The sequence below is a fragment of the Paenibacillus qinlingensis genome (assembly GCF_013204845.1).
Taxonomy (GTDB): Bacteria; Bacillota; Bacilli; order Paenibacillales; family NBRC-103111; genus Paenibacillus_E; species Paenibacillus_E qinlingensis.
This window is the reverse complement of sequence record NZ_JABMKY010000006.1, coordinates 53,546-74,662: the sequence shown is the minus strand read 5'-3', so window position 1 is coordinate 74,662 and position 21,117 is coordinate 53,546. Positions and strand designations below refer to the sequence as shown.

At 40.7% G+C, this 21,117-nt stretch carries 11 protein-coding genes; 1 reads left to right on the top strand and 10 read right to left on the bottom strand.

The features are described 5' to 3' along the window. The first annotated feature begins 38 nt into the window (after nt 1–38). Nucleotides 39–629, top strand: a complete 591-nt coding sequence (locus tag HQN88_RS13765) for a LysE family translocator (RefSeq protein ID WP_173112575.1) — start codon at nt 39–41, stop codon at nt 627–629. 274 nt (nt 630–903) lie between these two features. Here the strand turns inward: HQN88_RS13765 and HQN88_RS13760 are convergent, their stop codons facing one another. The 10 genes from HQN88_RS13760 to HQN88_RS13715 all read right to left on the bottom strand — a co-directional run bounded on the left by HQN88_RS13760 (nt 904) and on the right by HQN88_RS13715 (nt 21,015). Continuing rightward, nucleotides 904–7,161 carry an InlB B-repeat-containing protein gene (locus HQN88_RS13760; protein WP_173112572.1) on the bottom strand — a complete coding sequence of 2,086 codons (6,258 nt, stop codon included), beginning with the start codon at nt 7,159–7,161 and terminating at the stop codon, nt 904–906. Between the two features lie 106 nt (nt 7,162–7,267). Then, nucleotides 7,268–9,892, bottom strand: a complete 2,625-nt coding sequence (locus HQN88_RS13755; RefSeq protein WP_173112569.1) for an alpha-L-rhamnosidase — start codon at nt 9,890–9,892, stop codon at nt 7,268–7,270. A gap of 18 nt (nt 9,893–9,910) precedes the next feature. Beyond that, entirely contained in the window at nt 9,911–11,137 is a 1,227-nt protein-coding gene (locus HQN88_RS13750) for an amylo-alpha-1,6-glucosidase (protein ID WP_173112566.1), read from the bottom strand. A gap of 42 nt (nt 11,138–11,179) precedes the next feature. Further along, nucleotides 11,180–11,836, bottom strand: coding sequence for a histidine phosphatase family protein (locus tag HQN88_RS13745; RefSeq protein ID WP_173112563.1), 657 nt, complete (start codon nt 11,834–11,836; stop codon nt 11,180–11,182). A 92-nt stretch (nt 11,837–11,928) separates the two neighbouring features. Further along, nucleotides 11,929–13,599, bottom strand: a complete 1,671-nt coding sequence (locus HQN88_RS13740; RefSeq protein WP_173112560.1) for a type 2 periplasmic-binding domain-containing protein — start codon at nt 13,597–13,599, stop codon at nt 11,929–11,931. Nucleotides 13,600–13,668: 69 nt separating this feature from the next. Next, complete coding sequence (locus HQN88_RS13735) at nt 13,669–14,556, bottom strand: carbohydrate ABC transporter permease (protein ID WP_173112557.1); 888 nt, start codon at nt 14,554–14,556, stop codon at nt 13,669–13,671. A gap of 13 nt (nt 14,557–14,569) precedes the next feature. Next, a complete protein-coding gene (locus HQN88_RS13730) occupies nt 14,570–15,535 on the bottom strand; it encodes an ABC transporter permease (protein ID WP_173112554.1) in 966 nt (321 codons plus the stop codon). Nucleotides 15,536–15,814: 279 nt separating this feature from the next. Next, nucleotides 15,815–17,572 carry a sensor histidine kinase gene (locus tag HQN88_RS13725; protein WP_173112552.1) on the bottom strand — a complete coding sequence of 586 codons (1,758 nt, stop codon included), beginning with the start codon at nt 17,570–17,572 and terminating at the stop codon, nt 15,815–15,817. A 38-nt stretch (nt 17,573–17,610) separates the two neighbouring features. After that, the gene (locus tag HQN88_RS13720) at nt 17,611–19,224 is read right to left on the bottom strand and encodes a response regulator (RefSeq protein ID WP_173112549.1); all 1,614 of its coding nucleotides are present in this window, start codon (nt 19,222–19,224) and stop codon (nt 17,611–17,613) included. 111 nt (nt 19,225–19,335) lie between these two features. After that, the gene (locus HQN88_RS13715) at nt 19,336–21,015 is read right to left on the bottom strand and encodes a CehA/McbA family metallohydrolase (protein WP_173112546.1); all 1,680 of its coding nucleotides are present in this window, start codon (nt 21,013–21,015) and stop codon (nt 19,336–19,338) included. Between the last annotated feature and the right edge of the window lie 102 nt (nt 21,016–21,117).

Here is a 21,117-nt window from a genome sequence, read left to right as displayed (position 1 = left end):
TATAGTAATCTCAGAAAAACTATTAGGAGTGTACAAGCATGTCTATTTTCTTAGCAATGTGTTTCTTTTCATTATCCATGTCAATTTCTCCTGGCCCAGTTAACATAACAATTCTTTCTTCTGGAGTCAATTATGGATTTAAGCGCTCATTACCTTTTGTATCTGGTTCAACTGTCGGGTTTACAATCTTGTTAACTGCTGTTGGGTTAGGGATATTCAATCTCGTAGCGCAAGTCCCTGTATTCTATATATTTCTAAAGTATATTGGGACAGGATATATGAGTTATATTGGGTACAAAATTATGGTTTCACGTACAGAAATCGAGTTAAAAGAAGAACAACTGCCGCGTTTTCATCAAGGTGTTCTTATGCAGTGGCTCAATCCCAAAGCTTGGATTGCTTGTCTTACCGGCGTTTCAGTGTTCGGTTTGAATACTTCCTATTCGATGCTTCTTGCCTTTGTTAGTATTTATTTTGTCATTTGTTATCTTTCACTCAGTACATGGGCTCTTATAGGATCAAAACTACAGTTTCTAATAAAAGTGAAGAATGGGATGAAGGTATTTAATTGGGTCATGGGCGGATCATTAATTCTTGTAGCAATTTTCCTTTTATTTTCGGACTATTAGAATTCTTATAAAATTGGTTTTCTCTTGGGATTCCTGTTTTTTCAAATAATCTCTACCGCGGTTAGAATAATAACGAACCTCCGGAGAAGGGAATACCCTTCCATGGTCACTAAAAAAATGCACCTCCAATTGTTAAATTTGACTAACAATTGGGGGTGCATTTCACAATAATAGTGGCTTCTTTTTGGACTTGTATTGTCGATTTGCCCAACTATATCAAGTCTCTAATGGCTGATCTCAGGTGCGAAAGTTGAGTTAAGCAACTTATTCTTTCTTACGGCCACATAACGTTATCAAAGGTTACTTCGGCAAATTTACTGTCTGTACCTGAAGATACAGCCAATCCTGCTGTAAATGGCCCCGTAAATGTGATGTTACGTGAACTTCTCAATGTCCATATGGTTCCTTCTGCAGACGTGTACGTTTTAATCGTATTCCCTATCTTTTCAACCTTTAACCATATTGGCAACGTTTCTACAGTTGTACCGTCATAATTTTTGCCTGCCCATCCATTGGTATATTCACGGTATATGCTCTTAACCTTAATGGCGCCATCGATGAAGATACCATGATGGGCACTGTTTGCTGCTGAGCTTTGGCGCAGCATAATACCTATTTTTGTGTTCGAGTTTGCGGAAGCACCTATCATAGTCATTCCCGCAATTTTGGCAACAATTGTAGCATCCCCGGTTAAATTGTCCCGGTACACATATCGTAAATTGTCACTCTGTCCCCAGATGTTGGTGCCGGAACCTTTGACCGTTACAGTTGATCCCGCTTGCGAAGTTGTGCCTGTGTAAGTAGTACCTATATCCGCACTATTAAAGCTGTGCACCGTAACATTACTTAAGGTTGCTTCCGCGAATTTACTGTCAGTACCTGAGGATACGGCTAATCCTACTGTAAATCGTCCAGTAAATGATAAGATACGTGAACTCCTCTCTGTCCATAGGACTCCATCTGTAGACGAGTATGTTTTAACCGTATTTCCTATCTTTTCAATCTTCAACCATATTGGCAATGTTTCTAGGGCTGTTCCGTCGTAATTCTTACCTGCCCATCCATTGACAGAATCCCGGTATATGCTTTTAATCTTTTTGGTACCGTCGATGAATATGCCTTGATGAACACTGTTTGCATCCGTATTTTGGCGTATCATGACGCCAATCTTTGTATTCGAGTTTGCATTGGTGCCTAATACTGACATTCCATTAATTTTGGCAATGATCGTAGCGTCTCCGGTTAAATTATCCTGATGTACATATCGGAAATTATCACTCTGACCCCAGATATTGGCACCGGATCCTTTGACCGTTAATAGGCCCCCCAGTTGCGAAGTAGTCCCTGTGTAAGTAGTGCCTATATCCACACTCGTATACTTCTGCTGTGGTATGGCCGGAACATAGGTTGCCGTTACCGTTTTATTGGCATTCATGACGAGGGTTGCCGGGTTGGCTGCACCGCTTAAGTCACCGCTCCATCCACTAAATACATAGCCTGCACTCGGTACTGCAGTCAATGTGACCAGAGTTCCTACGTTATAGGAACCACTTGCAGGATCTAGGGTTATTGTCCCATGTTCTGTCTGGGTTGTCAGTGTAAATTGGGTGGTTGATTCCACAAAGTTTGCCGTAATTGTTTTATTGGAATCCATGGTGATTGTTGCTGGATTCGTAGTACCATTCAGGTCACCGCTCCAACCATTGAACGTGTAGCCCGCACTAGCCGTAGCTGTCACAGTCACCAATGTGCCTGGTGCATGCGTAATACCCGAAGGATTAGTGGATATGGTTCCATGGACAGCGTTTGCTAATAGCGCATAGTCAGTTGACGGCTCTGCTTGCCAGTTAATGTCACTGAATTTAGCAGTCACGAATTTACCGTCCTGTCCTGCTGTAACGGCTAACCCTACTGTGAAGGGATTCGTAAATGTGGCAATCGTTTGTGAACCTCTCTGTACCCAAATCTGCCCATCAACAGAGGAGTAAGTCGTTAATTTCGTCCCCTGTTTCTCCACTTTAAGCCAGATAGGAAGGGTGACGGCCTCAGTCCCCGTATATTCAGCAATGGTCCATTTATTACCATTTCTAAATTGACTTCTAATTTTTTTATCATGGGTAATAAATATCCCTTGGTAGTTGCTTTGTACCGATGTTCCTTGACGTACCATGATTCCTGCTCTTGCATTCCCGGATATCGCGTTAAATTCCGTAACCTTGGCAATAATCGCAGTATCACCGGTTTGATTATCCTCGTATACGTACCTGAAGCTATCGTTTTCACCCCAAAGTATAAGTCCTGATGCATTAATCGTTGTACCGTTTCCATCCTCGATTGTATTCCCTACATAAGTCGTTGTAATATCTGTACTTTCGTAGGACACAAATTTGGCCGATATCGTCTTATGTCCATCCATTTTTAAGTAAACGGGGTTCTCTGATCCAACCAAATCTCCTTCCCAATAAACAAAGCTGTTCCCGCTGTCCGGTATGGCTGTGACCTTGACTATCGTATTCGGAGCATATGCGCCACCAGGCGGATCAAACACAAGAGTTCCTCCGCTGATTGTCGGCACTGTTAGGATACAGATGGCTGGCATTAGGCTAAAGTTGGCTGTTACTGTCTTATTTCCATTCATAGTTATATATGCAGGATTGGCTTTGCCTGATAGACCATCTGACCAACCTGCAAAAGCATACCCCTCATCCGGCGTTGCAGTTAGTTTAACCTGCGAGTTTGCTACGTAAAGTCCGGACTCTGGCGCCGCCGTTCCCCCTGGACCGGAATTTATAGTAAGGTTCTGCATACTCGGCCAAATTACCTGGCTGAATTGTGCTGTTGCTGACTTACCTGCTCGAACTGCGGAAGTAAATAACCCAACGGTCAGCTCCACATTAGGATCGTTCCATCCCCAGAACGTGCTTGTGTTGTAGATGTTCCAGTTAACGCCATCACTTGACCAAGATAGAATAATATCTCTGTTGATGTTTCTTGTTATTTGCAGCCAAACCGGCAAGGTAGTATCGACTGGTGCTAGAGGATACGTATCGAAGTATGCGCCGCCCTTTCGGATCTGCACAACGAGCTTGCCGTTCTTAACCATAATAGCGGCGTAAGTGGAGTCATCCGCCAAATTGGTCCTTATTTGTATGCCAGCCACTGCCTCAGTAGGATTGTCGGTAGTCAAAGCATCGAGCTTTGCAGAAAAAACTGCATCTCCTTTCAGTCCCGCACGAAGTAGATACCTAAAGCTGTCAGGCGCAACCCCAAATTTATTTCCACTGCTGGTTAGTGTATATACCCCGTTGTTTACCTGCGTCGCACCTGACGTCCCTGTCGGCGTTACATCCACGCTGATCAGTCCGCTAGTAGGTTTGAAATTGGCTGTTAGCGTTTTGCTTCCATCAACCGAGAACTTCATCGGGTTCGAACTGCTTAAGAGATCACCACTCCAGCCGGTAAACAGAAATCCTGGTTTAGCCGTTGCAGTCAATGTTACGAGGGCTCCTTCTTCATAAAGACCACCCGATACATTTGCGGGGCTGTCTATCGCTGTAGCGACATTTCCGCCTTCGGTCGCATTAATAGCAAGTGGATAGGTCGGTACCGCCGTGAAGTTGGCAGTAATCTGTTGGTTCCCATCCATATTGACAATTGCGGGATTTGTAAGTCCAGTAAAATCACCGCTCCAGCCGCTGAATTTATACCCGAAATTCTTAACGGCTGTAAGAATAACGTCTTCGCCCTCCATATAAAGCGCTTTCATTGGGTTAATCTTTACAATCCCATTTTGTGAAGTGATCGAAAGCGAATACTGAGAAAGCGGCACAAACTGGGCAGTTATGTTTTTATTGGCGTTCATTGTAACTTGTATAGACGCTTCTGTACCCGTTACATCACCACTCCAGCCTACGAATTTATAACCATAATCAGCTTCCACTGTAAGGGTAACCATATCACCATCACTATAGTTTCCGTCCGGGTTATCCTGTGTAACTTTGCCATTCTCCGCATTGACAGTGATTGCATACACAGCTGCCGTAACGTAATTAGCCGTTACATTTTTATACGTATCCATTGTAACGGTTACTGGGCTCTGTGTGCCTGAGACGTCCCCGCTCCAATGGTCGAACTTATATCCAGGCTTCCCTTTGGCAGTAAGCGTAAGCTGCATGCCCTGACTGTAGGATCCTCCCACAGGGAACACATCTCCCTCTACAGAATTAACCGTCAGGTCATAAGTATTCACGGGAATTAACGGCAGCATGCTTACAGCGTTTGCCGACAAAATGTTTACTGAATATTCATTTTGAGTGTTCCATGAGTCCGTATACCGGTACATGACAGCATGTTCATTGTAACTTGGAAATACCTTTGTTTTCGCTATCGTATTTCCTGCATCATTAAACCATGAAGGATACGGGGCGCTCTGAATATCCGAACCCGGGAATCCCGGCGGAGGTTCAATCCAGCCGCCATTTCCTTGCGCATGCTGAACCCATTGGTATTGGTTGATCTCATTGACAAACCACCTTGGTGATCTCTGCGGGTCTCCAAGTCCCGTAATAAACGATCTGCTTACTGCATTGCTCCCCAATGTATAGTCCCATGTCTTTTGTATACGTTCCAAGTATAACGGGTTTTGTGTAACTCCATAACCAACAACTACTGGCATCAGGTTTGCACTTGTAAATCTCCACCCAATCAAATTCGGGAATCCTTCATCTTGTGCAGAAGCTCCGAACGGTGTCTGATGGTTCATTTCTGATTCTGCATAATTGATGATACCTCCATAGGCCCACTGTCTGAGTGTTTGAGAAATATACGGGTTCTCATACATGGAAACAAATGTTCCTAACCATACGCGATCCAACACCCAATTCCAATGCTTGATTGAATTGTAATTGATTAAGTTTGTCGCCATCTCGCTGTTTATCCAGGGCATGAATTCTTCTACATCTCCCGTAGCTACCATCAATGCACTGGCAGCCAGCAGCATTTCGTTAGACCATGAATGCGGAGTTCCTTCCTTGCTTACATCGTAATAGGTTCCTTCTTTCAGATAATCTGGATCTTGGTAATGAAGCTTGAATCCGTTATAGGCTCTTAGAGCAGCCTTTAGGTATTGCTTACTTTTTTCAGGATAGTACTCCTGCATGAGCGGCGTATTGTAGGCTTGAGCCATTACACCCGCAGCAAACAAGGTCTCTGCCTTATTCGGCCCCTGGGTCCTGTTGTAAAACATTCTGTTTAGTGCTCCGACCAAAGGCACGTTGGTTTCATACGTACCGGTTGTAGGGTCATTGGACTGCGGCCTTAGGTAATTCGTAAGAGCCCCGTCTGTAGATGTATTCATAATAGCTTTGTTCAACCAGTCGAGCTCGTATACAAGCTCATCCAGATAATCGGGTTTTCCGTTTCCCGACTCGGGAATTTCAAGTGATTCCCCTTGAGCCTTAATCTGGCTTGAGAAGTATTTGGCGCCCATCAGCATATCGATGCCGACATAAGCTGAATTATAGGGATACTTGCCCCGATCCCCTGCATCCATGTGTCCTCCGACAAGATCAACACGCGCAGCCTGAAGATTATTGCCATTATCCATGTATAACGCCTGGTCTATCCCGTCATCCAAATGCGCAGGCGGTCGGTTCCAATGGGTATAGGCAGGGTTATCAAGTCCGTGATTTCCGTCGCGCTGTGCAAACAAGGCACGTGTTATGGTATAACCTATATCTTCCTTATAAATCGAGCTACTAATATCAAATGGATAGGATATTCCAATACCCGGTATATACAGGTGGTACCTTCCTTCTGCCTTCAATTGGCTGAAGTCCATGGCATATATATCACTTTTTGTCCATCTGTCATTAGCGAGATGAAGAATGATATCGCCTGTATACACGCTTTTTCCTGTATTCTCATCTATCACATAAAACTTCTTGTAGTCGCTGAAATCTATACTCCCTTGCCCGGTCCAGAGGGACAGGTAAGATATCTTTGACCCTTCCGACAGGTATCCGACCTGGTTGGAGTGTATAACCAGATTGGGTTTGGTATCGTCAAACTTGAATGTAAGAGGTCCTGCATTGGCAACCGCTGAATTTATGGATATGGTGTAGGTTTTACCTTCTTTGAATTTGACAGTAGAAGGTATTTTGAGATATGATCTATAAAACACTTGAATTTTTCCAATATTTCCCGTTAATGTCGGGCTATAGGGAGCCTGCTCGGGGAAATACCTATAATTGACCAATATAGGTGTTACCCCACCGGAAAAATTTGGATCATCATTGCTGGTGATTGTGTAATAATCTGTATTCGTTACATGAGCATCAGAGTAAGGATTGTCAACGAGGCATATTTCCATCCATTGCGAATTGATAACGCTTGCATAAGATACCTTGGGTTCGGGCGCTATGGGCGCACGCTCCTTCAACGCAAACGCTGTACTGCCTGAAGTACTAAAAAGTATACATGCAATCGTGATTATCAAAAATGTCAGTATCCTTCGCGTGTTAGTTTTCACCATCTCGAATTTCCTCCTAAATAATATTATCATGACGTTCGCCGATGAATTGAACTACCCCAGAGTTTACTATTACATGACTAACCACCCCCTTTTCAACACGCTCTATTTAATTGAGGTTTCTCACTTTAAAGTAGTGATCTCCTGAACCTACAGCATAAATAGTAAAATTCCCTTCACGCCTCACGCTTCCTTCCTTACTAAAATCGCATGAAAAAATACCGTTTTCATATTTAATGCTTTCCAAATCATCGGATGGTACATATACATCTGCTATTGAATTAGGGGGGATGGTAATTTTGAATTCAAGATGCGTGCTGCTTTTCTGCCAGCTTGATTTCACCATTCCTCTGATTGTTTGAATTTGTGCACTTGCGCTATTCATATCATTAGGGATATAAGGCTTAATCCTTATTTTCTCGTACCCTGGTTTTGTAGGGGAAATTCCAGCAATGTGCTTATAAAACCAGGCACTTAGTCCTCCTATAAGGAATGCATGGTTATTGGAAGACCTATTATCAGCAAAGCTTTCAAGTGCCGTTGTTGATGCATATTCCTTAATCCAGTACCCCCAACATCCTTTATTGGTATTGTTAGCGAGGTTGTATGCTATATCATTTCTCCCGTTCTCCGCCAGTGCTGCTAATATAGCCTCTGCGCCAAGACAACCCACCGTCATGGTCTCTCTAGTCAAAATATCCTCCACCAGGCTGTCTAACACATTAGCTTTACAGGCATCCGGGGCAAATCCCAGGTAAAGTGCAAGTGCATTTGCTGTTTGAGAATTTGTGTCATAATACCTGTCTTCCTTCAGGAAAGCTCTATTGATCCCTTCTTTAACTTGGATAGCCAGCCCTAAATATAAAGCCATATCGTCTATATATCCCAATTCTCCCGCCATTTTTGATAATAATACCAGACACCTGTAGTAGTATGCCGTAGCAAGGAAGGGTTTAGAGATGTCTTTAATGCTTCCAAACCAATCTCCGAACATGAGACTGTTTTGCAGCAGATAACTACTGTCTAGATGGTTTCTGAAGGAACTCAAGCACCTTGTCATCAGTGAATAATTTTTCAATATAAACGCCTTGTCACCATACGCCAAGTAATAGTCCCAAGGAATAAAAATAACCGCGGAAACCCATGGCATATCAAGGGAATACTCATGACCCTCACTAGGGCATATAAGAGGGACCATGCCGTTCTCTAATTGACAATCAGATATATCATCGAACCATTTGTCAAAGAAGGCTGCCATATCAAAATTGAGGCAATCCGCCTCTGAATGGCAGTGCGCATCCCCAAGCCATCCTTGTCTTTCTCTTGAAGGGCAATCGAGCGGAACCGACACGAGATTGGTCCGGAATGACCATACTGCACTATGCTGCAGACTTGTAAACAGAACATTGGAACTATTGAATTCCGAACCATTCAGAATATCATTATGTACAACCTTCGCAGTTATCCTATCGGCGGTCAGATTTCCCGGATAGCCGGAAACCTCAACATACCTGAAGCCATGGCATGAAAATTTAGGCTGATACAATTCTTCGCCGATACCTTTAAGAACATATTCATCATACTGGGGTTGCGTTTCTGCAAGCCAACCCGCTTCAATGCTGCCTGGATTTATGCTTCCATCCGGATTAATGTTTTCTGCATAACGGAGGGTGACTTTGGTGCCTGCTGTGCCTTTAACGGTCAAACATAAGGTCCCGAACATATTTTGACCAAAATCAACAACATATGTATCCTCTTGATCGTTGGATATGGATACAGGCTTTAATTCATTGATACACTTTATCGGCTGTAACTGCGCGGTCAGTAGCATGGGGCCGCTTTCAGGAATTGGCCTTCCCCATAACGAATCATCATAGCCAGTCATATCCCATCCATCAGGTTCTAGATTTGCATCATATGTTTCCCCTTTTCCCTCGGATATGCTGCCTCCTGCATAACGCAAAGCTACATAGGGACCTTTTTTTAGTCTCTTCCACGAATGGTCACTAGTAATAATTTCGGATGTACCATCGGTATACCGGATATCGAGGTGGAAAATCACCTTTCTTGTGTGCATGATCCCTAAGACATTGGGTCCGGAATTGAGAAAATCTGTTACATCATACGTCCGATACATGCCCCTTTTAAAATGTGTCTGGCCCGGACTTATCAGGTCTTCACCTACTTTGAAACCATTCATCCGCAATTCATAAGCATTCGCCTTGCTACCAGTAGCGCCAATATAAGCCCTTGCTGCTGATATACGGGCATTTGAATTCGTTACAAATTCCCTTCGCTCGTAATAAATGGCAGTAGGACTGTTCGGATATTCGGAGTTAAACCATCTGCATTGCCAGTCTTCGGGCTTGAACATTCCGGTTTCGAAGTAAGTTTCCTCACTCCATGGCGATTCATTTCCATGTTGGTCCCATATCTTTAGCTTCCACCAATATCGGCTTTTTGAAGCCAGATTGCTGCCATTGTAAATAACTGCATTTTGAATATTAGAGGTAACCTTATGGCTATCCCACATATCCCCTATATGATTGTCAATATTGGGTTTATCGGAAGCTACGATGATTCTATATGCCGTTTGTTTAAACTCTGCCCCGGTACTCTCCATTTCCCAGCTCAATTTTGGTTGTGGTTTGTCAATTCCCAGAGGCGTTATAAAATATTCACATCTAAGCTTAGTAATTATCCCTCTATGTTCAGTAGCTTTTATATGTTCCATAGCATCTTACCTCACTTATCAAATCTTCCTTATCATCTCGTCATCCATAACACACTTATAAGCAAAGATATACATCCCGGCAGACCATGCCTGATAGGCCATTCCGGAAGGCATTCCGCTTCTCCCGTTTAACCATTCGTTGAACTCCCAATCAAACCGTCTTCCAATCTGGTTCGCTTTTGCCAGGTTTTCCAGTTCCTCAATTGCAAATTCTTTTTTTCCTGCTTTCATCAGTGCTGCAACATAAAATCCTCCAACAAAAGGCCAGATGCCGCCGTTATGATATTGGTATTGCAGGTTTAAATGTGCATTTCTGTAATACTCACGCCAGTCCTTATCACCCGGCATGATAGGTGGGTAATTAGCCATGATGGGATATGGCTTGTTCATACCCGTTTGTGTAAAATGGTCTATAATTGTATTTGCTTTTACATCATCTGCAATGTCAAAAAGGATAGCCAGGCTGTTGCCAAGAGCATCACAGTGGTGTCCAAAATCCCTGAAAGATGCATAAGGCAAATAGAACTTACCAAACCAATACAATTCACTGCTCATCCTAATAATCCTTAGCCACTCTTGACAGTAACCATTTTCGTTAACGATTTTTGTTTTTTCTTCCACATCTCCAGGCCAAAGCAAAAGATTCAGCTTTGTTTTAACATCTTCTGCTTTAGACAGACTTTCCTCGCCGCTTTCCCCACTCAGCTCCAGTATGTTGGAATATTCTACGAGTGCTTTAACATATAAGACATTATCATAAAGGACATTCCCTCTGTTTGCATACAAGTCTCCCCAGTCCGCAGCTTCTTGGACCTCGAGCAAACCGCAATTGTTGCTGTCCTGATATTCAAGCCAGAGCATTGCTTTCTTTATGGATTCCAGATTCCTTCTAAGAAAATCCATATCCTTATATCGCTTGTAGTAGACTCCATGCCCTATGACATACCATGGGTTACTGTCTACAGCTCCTTGGGACGACTCAATCCCCGGCTTATTGACGTCAACAGATAATGGGATCATGCCAAGCCTAGATTGATACTTAGAAAGCGTGTCTAGCGTGTTCCTAAAGGAATTTTTAAACACCTCATTTTCCACTAAGGATGCGCCTAAAAAAGTAATAATACTATCCCTTGCAAATACCTGGTTATACCCCTCAGATAATGCAGATGCCTTTGCACCTATTGCATGCATGCACTGCTCTACTACATGAATGGATTGTCTATATGCTTCTTCAATAATGTTCAATTCTGAGCCTCCACCAATATGTTTTATCCTCTATTCAGCTGTCTATTTGCCTATCTGATGAAGCGCTGGAATGAGTAATTTAGGATAATAGATTCCTTTTTGTTCTACAAAATCAACAACAGCTACCCCTGTATGCTCCAAAGAAAAGCTTCCAATTGGAAAAGGCCTAACTCCGAGTAAAAAGTTCAACAATACGCCAAGAGAACCCCCATGAGCAAACACGACAATGGAAAGCTCTTTAGCATGTTCTTTAGGAACATAACCGCCCATACGGCTATGTATGCCAATCTCACTCATCAACTTTAAAAAAGGTGGAATTATTCTTGCACACAAATCATAATATCCCTCACCTAATTCCGTTTTCCAGGTTTCCTCCGCATAGGCATCTCCAGTTTGTCGTTGGATTTCCTCAAACACAGTACTAGGCACTTCTTCCAGGTTCCGATTCGGCATCCACTCATATATAAATGGCAATATCCTTATATCCATTTCCCTTCCAGCCAGGACAATCTCCGCAGTTTGTAACGCCCTACCGTAGGGAGAGGAAAATGCATAATCATATTTTTCTTTTTCTAAAGCCACTGCAGTTGCCTCAGCCTGCTGAATTCCACTCGCGGATAGACACCCATGAACTGGACGCTCAGGACATATAAACGGATCTCCTGCTATTTGTCCATGCCTTATGAAAGTTAGTCTCATGTTTCTCTCCTTCATTCATAATAAAGGCAATGAATGAAGTCTAATGTCTCCACCCATTGCCATTTTCCACTACTCAACCATTTCTGATTTTATTACTTCCCTGCTAACTGTTTCACGTACTGTTTATGCATCTTTGTCATATACGCTTCGACCTGAGCAGCACCGGCAGTATCAAGATCTTTCACATACTTCGCAAACTCTGCTTCTGCCTCCGCCTCTGATTTGGCCAATATGACTCCGAAAGCATTGTCGTACAGCCTCTTATCAACAGCCTGCTGTTTAGCGATTGTATCTGTATCCGCTCCAGCCATTAGCTCGCCAATGGTGGTTGAATCGTACCAGTATGGACTTAATGCCTTGTCTCTTTGTTGTGCCCGTGTATTGTTTGTTGCAACAGGGTCATCTTTCAATATCCAGTAAGTCCCCCAGCTTGTTTTACCAAGGTCTGATCCTACAAGTCTAGAATATTGACTCATACCAGATTCTTTTTCAATATTTGCTTGTTTTTCACCGGCAAGCCATCTATCCAGATAAGTCTTTACCAATGTCGGCTTACCGTCAACCATGTCCCATTGAATCCCTTTTGGTCCATTCATGGCCAAGAAGTTTCCTTCTTCAGTTGTCAAGTAATTGAGTAATTTCATTGCAGCTTCCGGATTTCTCGCTTTGTCGGTGATGATAAGCGCCCCTGTACCTTTTTTGCTTACAGAATTTAAGGTTGGTTTATCCGCGGTAGGGAATTTGAATACAACGTTTTGGAAATACATTTTTTCTGCGTTTGGCAATTTCGCGTCCGTGTAGGTCTTCAAAACGTCAAAGGTTTGGTTCCAACCGCCGATATGAGCTGCAACTCTTGCCGTACTAAGCTTGGATTTCTGCCATGTCGCATAGTCTTGTGTAAATGCTTCCGGATCAATTAATCCTTCACGATACAGTTTGTTGTAAAATTTAAGAACGTCTTGAGCCCAAGGTGCCTTTGGCCAGAATTTAACAGAATCATCCGCTCCCATATATAGTTTTGAATCTGCTGGTGAACCCGCCATTGCGAGCATGCCAAAGTATGGAGATCCCCAGTTACGATTGAATCCGCTCAAAGGGTACATCGTTTGTCCATCAGATGTCTTTGGATATTTCTCCTTTACGAGCTTCAAATAGTTGTACACGTCATCAGATGTTTCCAGCTTTGGAGAACCAAGTGCTTCATAGATATCCGTCCTTATCTGTAAGCTATACCCATATCCTGGTGGAGTAGCTCCTTCTGGCAAATAGGTGTTGGTTAAGTGATAAATGTTACCGTCGCTTTGTTTGAGCATGTTAAGCGCTGAGCCGTATTTCTTTTTTAGATCCGGACCAAACTTATCAATCAAATTATTAAGAGGAATAGCTATTTTATCGGCAATTACCTTCGTAGGATCAGATAACATAATTAAATCAGGATATTCTCCACTGGCGAGAACAACATTCAATTTATCTTTTCCATTTCCTGAATAGACATCCCATTTCAACTTAATGTTCAGTTTTTCCTCAATTGCTTTGGCGACAGGGTTACTTTCCCAGAATGGATCTCCTGTAGGAAAATTCGGTGTACCGCCAGCAGAATTAACAATCGTTAACACGGTCGGCGGTTCTTTCACTGCGCTCGTTTGGCTGCTGGCAACAGGTGTAGCGGTGTTGGTTGCCGTGTTCGAACTACATGCGCTTAGAACGGAGATACATAAAGCTGTAACAACGATCGAGCTTACCATTTTTGAATTCGTTCTCATTACATCTGACACTCCCTATTTATTATTATGAATAGTTTCTGCTAGGCTTTTCGCTAACCTGAAACATGATCATCCCTTAACTGCACCTACCGTAAGTCCGCCAACAAAATATTTTTGTAGAAATGGATACACCATGACAATAGGAATCGTAGTGATGGTTATGGTCGCCATCTTGATGATTTCAGGCGTGAGAATGGAACCTGATTGTTCTAGTCTGGCCGCTTGCGCAGGGTCTGTTGACTGAATCTGTGTCTCCATTAGTATGTTTACAAGAACCCCTTGCAGGGTCGCCAACTCCTTCGAACCTGAAGTAAACATGAAGGTATCGAACCATGTTGTCCACTGCGCGACGCCAATCATTAAGGCGATAGTTGCCAATACGGGAGTCGACATGGGAAGTATAATACTTCTCAAAGTCTTTAATTCAGATGCCCCATCGATTCTAGCAGATTCGGCCAAGGATGGTGGGAGATCTTCGAAAAACTGCCTCATGACCATCACGTTCCAAACACTAATGGCACCGGGAATAATATAAACAAGAAAGTTATTATACAAGTGTAAATTTTTAAAGAGCATAAATTCCGGGATCAAGCCCCCTGAAAAATACATAGTGAAGATAAAGAAAAATAGGAAAGCTCTTCTAAATATCAACTCTCGGTTAGCTAACAGATAAGCAAGGATCGCCGTACTTATTAGTCCAAGTAGTGTTCCTAATACAGTCCTCGCAATACTGATATAGGTCGCATGCATTAAGCTGCTTTCATTGAAAATAGCTGCGTATGCTTCTAATGAGAATTTTCTAGGCCAGAAATAAATACTTCCTCTCATGGCATCTCTTCCCTCATTCAAGGACACAACCAATATGTTCCAGAAAGGAAATGCTGCTAAAAATGCAATCAACAACAGAAAAACATAATTGCATACATAAAACAACCGTTCTCCCAGTGTTATTTTCATTTGACTCCCTCCTCTAGAATATACCCATTTTCAGAAATTTCCTGCAAAAATAATTGCATAGTACAATCAACACCAATCCGGCCACACTTTTAAACAAACCCACAGCAGCTCCATAAGAGTAAGCTGCCTGTTGTAAGCCATATTTCAGTACATAAGTGTCCAACACCTCTGAATGCCTGATATTCATCGGATTTTGCAGAAAAAGCTGCTGGTCTAATCCGGCGTTCAATATGTAGCCTAAACCAAAAGTAAAAAGGAGGACGATGGTAGGCAAAATGGTAGGTAATGTAATACTGGTGATTTGTTTAAATTTACTTGCTCCATCCATCATAGCGGATTCATACATTTGTTTATCAATTGATGTGATTGCAGCTATATAGATGATCGAATTCCATCCAACGTTTTTCCACACATTAAGCCCTGTAACCAAAGGCCAGAAGTTTTGCTCTTCCCCTAGAAAGTTAATCGGCTTATCAAGTATATTCATATGAAGTAAAACAGAATTGACCGGTGCAAGTTCATCAATGGAGAATATCGTCATCGCCATTCCTGCTACCACTACCCATGAGATAAAGTGTGGTAAATAAGAAACAGTTTGTACCAACTTTTTAAACACAAGGTTTCTAACTTCGCAAATCAGTATGGCAAATAGGATGGCTGCAATGGTTGAAAACACAAGATTTAATGAGGAGATTACGATCGTGTTCCGCATGACGATGGTAAAATCAGGACTACTAAAAAATGATTCAAAATAAGTGAAACCAACCCATTTCCCACCAAATGGTGTTCGAAAGGAAAACTCTCTGAAAGCAAGCAAGGCGCCAAACATCGGAACATATTTAAAAATCATGATAAAAGTGATAAACGGTATTAATAAAAGAAGATGAACTTTCTGCCTTTTTATTTTTTTAATTAGGGCATTTTTTCTATAACTGGCTTTCATACCTTGTTTAACACTCGAAATACTTGATAATCTCAACGAATTCCTCCCCAATCCCACATGTAATTCTGCATCTGACTTATCTAAATAACTCACTGACATCTTTAATTATGAAGGTGCCTACCTTTATTTTCAATTCAAGTATCCATCGAATGATATAGCTAACCGTATCAATTTTTATGTTATAAACATATAGATATAAACATTTTCAATAAATAACAAAACCCAAGATGGCTTCTAACGGGCAACAAAAAAGCAGGATATTCCTTGGGATTACAGAACCCCAAAAAGTACCCTGCTGCTACTGATTAATGCGTGTTAAACATTTAACTCCTGTTTGTTCTCAATGGAAAATGATATCTCTACAGTGGTACCCGGGTTTCTCTGGTACACATGAATACTGGCATTGCTGTAGAATATTTTGAGACGCATAAATGTATTCGTGACACCATAACCCACCTTATAGTCTGAAACTTCTCCTTTATTCAGACCCTTAATGTAGGAGATAAAGCCTTCATTTACCCCCATACCGTTATCCGTGATCGAAATTACAAAACTATTTTCTTTTTTGCGAATATCCACAATGATATTGATGATTTTCCCATGAACCCTGCCATGAATAATACTATTTTCTACAAATGGCTGTATGGTCATTTTACTAATCAACAGGTCCTCGTATTCTTTATCTACACGAACTGTCAGCTTGATCTGATCACTATAACATAAATTTTGAAGCGCAACATATTTTTCGATCAGTTTGATTTCGGATTTAATCGGAATGATGTCTCGCCCTTGGCTGAGCACAATCTTATAGAAATCACTTAATAGGTCGACGATCGTGACAATTTTATTTTCATTTTTATGGAAAGCAATCCATCTCACTGCCGAAAGTAAGTTATACAGGAAATGGGGATTCATCTGCTTCTGTAAGTACTTAAATTCACTTTCCACCTTCTGACGTTCGGTCTTTGCGATATTGTCAGTAAGTTCTTCTATCGTCAGCGCCATATTGCATAGCGTGTGATCTAGGGCAGAAATTTCACGGATGCTGCTTCGATCTGGTACAAGTTTTAAATGACCTTTTTCAATTGCTCTCATTTTTTTCACCAGTTTTTCGATGTTTTGAGCAAATTTTGTAGAAAACAGGATGGCCAGCAAAACGCCAATCAGCACAAAAAAGCCTGTACAAATCATGACATACCTGGCTATGGATCGCTTTTCCTTCTCTAACTCATAAGCGTCATAAAGGATAACAACATTTAATCCGTTATTGACTTCCCCATAATAGGAATAGTAGAAGTAATTACCCTGCTTTAGCTTTGAATAGACTTTATCCCTTTCAACGTTTTTTTCCACGTTGTCCAGTGTTCCCTTTCCGATCTGAACCTTCTGATTGGACCTGAAAACAATATTTCCTTCACTCAATATATATAGCAGGTATTTAGCATCCTCTTCAACTTTATACAAATTGCTTAATCTTTCTTGATTCATTTCGATAGCTAGAATTCCACCAGGCAGGTTAATATTGATGTACTTAAGCAAAAGGATCTTAGTCCCCTCGCCTTCCTCCTCATAGGTTACCCAAACATCCTTCCCGCGTGCATCTATCGCCTTTTTCATCAGATCCTGTCTTTTAAAGCTCTCCATACTTTTAATATTTTTACCATCCGTAATAAGTTCAGGATCCATTCTATAAATGGTAATACTTTTGATATCATTGTTCGTTGTTATATAGTTTTCAAACATATTATTAATGCTCATAAACTGGTTAAAAAGAACATAATCGACATTCCCGGCATTCTTACCAAGGAAAAAACTCGTTATTGTACTATCTGAATATATGCTTCTGGCCGTCAACTCACTGTTCTTCATGATGTTTTCTACGCCATTGAGAGCTTGGGAAGTGGCATAGTGCATAAACTCTTCATTTTGCTTGTTAAGAGTCTGGTTTAATCTGCCGTATATGATTGAGCTAATGGTAACGGAACAAATGAGCACAATAAAGATATTAAAGGTAAGTATGATGTGAAAGAATTTGTAATCATTTTTTTTGATATAAATGCCATTTTCTCTCATTACCTTGTACGCCCCATTACCATAAGTCTTTTTATATTCTAGTTCATGAACTTGTTACGATAATCCCCTGGTGTCATCTTAATATAGTTTTTGAACACGATATTAAAATAAGTGCTGTTTTCATATCCTACCCTCTCGCCTATTTCATGAACCTTATACCTGGTCTGGGTTAATAACTCCTTGGCCTTGCACATACGTAAATTCGTCAAATATTCCTGTATGCTTATCTTCATTTTTTGCTTGAATATGATCCTTAGGTAGTTGGGACTCAAGTATACCCGATCTGAAAGATAGGTAAGGGTAATAGGCTTCTGATATTCGTGATTTAAGATATGTAATATTTCATTGATGATATAATCATCTTTATTTAGTTTTTTCCTTCCCATATACGAAGATATGGATTTTAAGATCTTACTGGTATACAGGATAATATCGGGGATTGTCTTGGAATTAATAATTTCCTTAAAAATGTCTACTTCTTGTTCGGCAATTTTTCCGAAATTTTCACCCCTGCCTGCCATTTGCATGGATAAGTTAGAAAACAAAAAAATAAATAAGCTTTGAATACTATCCATTTTGTGGTTCGGGTCAACAAGTATTAAATGTACCAGCTTGCTTATTGCCTCCTCACAACTCTCACCCTCACATGCCATGTCAATTATTTGTGAAATTGTAGCTTTAATATCTTGCTGTTCCGTTTCCAAAGAAACAGAATGAGCTTCATTACCCTCCGCATAAAAAACAATATGTCCATACCCTAACGCTATTTTGCGGCTTGTAGCAAATCTGGATTGTTTATATGCGATGTGCAGCTCCTCAATATTCGCAAATACATCACTAACGCCAATGATATAATTATAATTATTTTCCTGGGATAAGTTTTCAATTTCTTTTTCAATATCGTTTAAGATCCAGGATCCTTCCTCATTCCCTCGAACTAGCGTATGGAGCAGGACAATGATTCCTTTGCCTGAATACTTGATCAAAATGACATTCTTATTGTTGCAAATACTTTCAAGTTTGTATAGAACTACGTTGAGCAAGTCGGAATTTTGAAAAATATCCGTATCCACACCAAACTCAAACTCGATCAAAGCCAACTTATACATCCCAATCATTCTCAGCTTAAGATCATTTGCCTGAACAAACAAAGATTTGGTATCGCTGGAGCTTTTTCCCGATGTGATTAATTCCTCAAGAAACTTGGTTTGCAAATAGTGAAGATTATTTTTAAATTGTTCAACAATCTTAGTATTCTCAAGACTCGTAAGTTTTTCATCTACTAGAATAGATGTAGTCTTCTTAATAACCGCTATCAATTCTTCTTGTTTTAAAGGCTTGATCAAATAACTTAACGCCCTTACTTCCATCGCTTCCTGAAGTAGGCTAACATCTTCATGTCCGCTTGAGAAAATGAATTTGACATCAGGGCAAAACCTTATAATATTTTTGGCCATCTCAATCCCGCTCATACCCGGCATTTTCACATCACTGATGATGATATCGGGCATAAGTGTTTTCGCTTTTTCCAGTCCATCCAAACCGTTAAACGCAGTTTCCACCTGCCGAATACCCAAAATATCCCAGTTCATGTAATTTTGTAAAGCATTTCTTTCAAAATCGTTATCTTCAACAATGAGTAGTTTAGTCATGGATCATATACCTATTCCTTTGTAATTTCAGGATCATGCACCACTACAATAGAGACATAATATGGATATAAAATAGTTTAACATACCAGTATTTGTATGGGAAGAACCGTCCTAGAAGCTGATCTGAAGATCAACCTTGCTTAATATTTTTTTCATGCGGGCAAGTTCAAAGTATGATGCAGGTACTTCTCCGGGAGCATACTGTTTGTCTTGATTAAAATAACCAAAATACAAATTCTTAAATATTTGTTGTAATTCGTCCATTTCAAACAGTTTCACTTTCTTTACTATCCCAGCAACCTCAATATTCACTTCAGAAGCAACTTTGATCATACAATTGATTTCCTTTGAAAAATTAGACTTATTCAGGTTATCATCAATCCAGAAAAGTCCGTTTGCAGGTTTTCCATCCTTAAGGACCCTTAATGTCAAATCTGATTTAAAATTCCTGTTCTCAAAGGGAGTGTTTCTTATATAAACGGGATTCGTGATGGCAACATTTCCAGCAAAATCATAACACTTTGCAAGTACATAGCTGTCCTGGTTAAATTTTAGTTTTTCCTTCATAACATACCTACTATCGTTTATTCCATGTTCTATCCAAACTTTACCGTTAACAATGATTTGGATTTTACTAAGAAGCGCCTGGTAACATTGGAATGCTTCTATCTCAATATTAAATTCGTCCTCTTCTTCATAGCTCAAGACTGCTCCCTGCTTATGATCGTTAACATGAAATAGGATTATGGGGCCTGAGGAAACCGTATTTCTTCCTGCTTTTACCGATGTACATAAGGAGTCAATGCTAATACTGTCTACATAGGTGTAGGTTTTAAACTTAAGGTGTTTCATTAAAGTCGTGTCGAAAGTGTGATCCGATTCAGCTACCCCTGGCATAAAATAACCCTTGTTTAAAACATCATACCAAAGTTGTTGGTATGATGTATGGTCACTGTCATACCCCATGATCACCATTGCATCAATCGATTCTGCCAGGATTTCAAACCCTAAAGTTGCTGCAATATTGGATATAAATTCCCCGTTATGATGCCACCAACTAGTCGGATGGGCAGCCACAGCAACAGAGTTTGGGCCTCTTTCCTTTCCAAGTGCTTCATAGGGGTATGCAATGTCGTATTCCGGTTCTTCTCCAACTTTGGTAAAAAGCCATGGGTCCCATGCTCGATCATAATATTGGCTATAAGGAGGCATCTGATCATAATTCATTAAAAACATATGCCCATAGCGGCATTTTACAATTTCGTTACCAATATCCAGAATAAAACTGTTATTGTTTACCGCTTGAATAATATCAGAATACTTTACCCTGTATGGAACCATTTCCACAGAACTGTTATCCGTATCTTGAATATGGGTCTCCCGATCATATGGCGATCCTGCAAACAGGAAATTGAAATCTTCCCCTTGCATGATAGTAGAGGCATGTTCAAGGTTCCCTATTGTTGATTTCTTATTCCTTGAAACGTGGGAATGCGCATCAAAGGAGTATAGGCCGAGGCTTTTAGTGTCAATCAATTCCTTTAAACATACCTCTATAATAACATCCCCATAAATCCCAACCTTTTCTTTTACAGGTATAAATAAATTCCCCTTATAAAATTCAATATCATACTCTCCGGATACCAGTTCAAATTCATATTCTCCATTGCAATAGACTGATACCTTATTGCTTTCTACAGTATTATCACTATTGTTTTGAAGCTTGCATAAATTGATTTTACAAAATGTCATTTCCTTTTTTTCATTATATACTTGCACTTTTAATTTCATTGATATCTCCCACTCTAGAGTAATTGGTTCTCCTGTATTCTCACTGATCTCAATATTTCTTCTTAAATGGCTTGAGTTGCAATATAGAGAATTTGCTTAAAG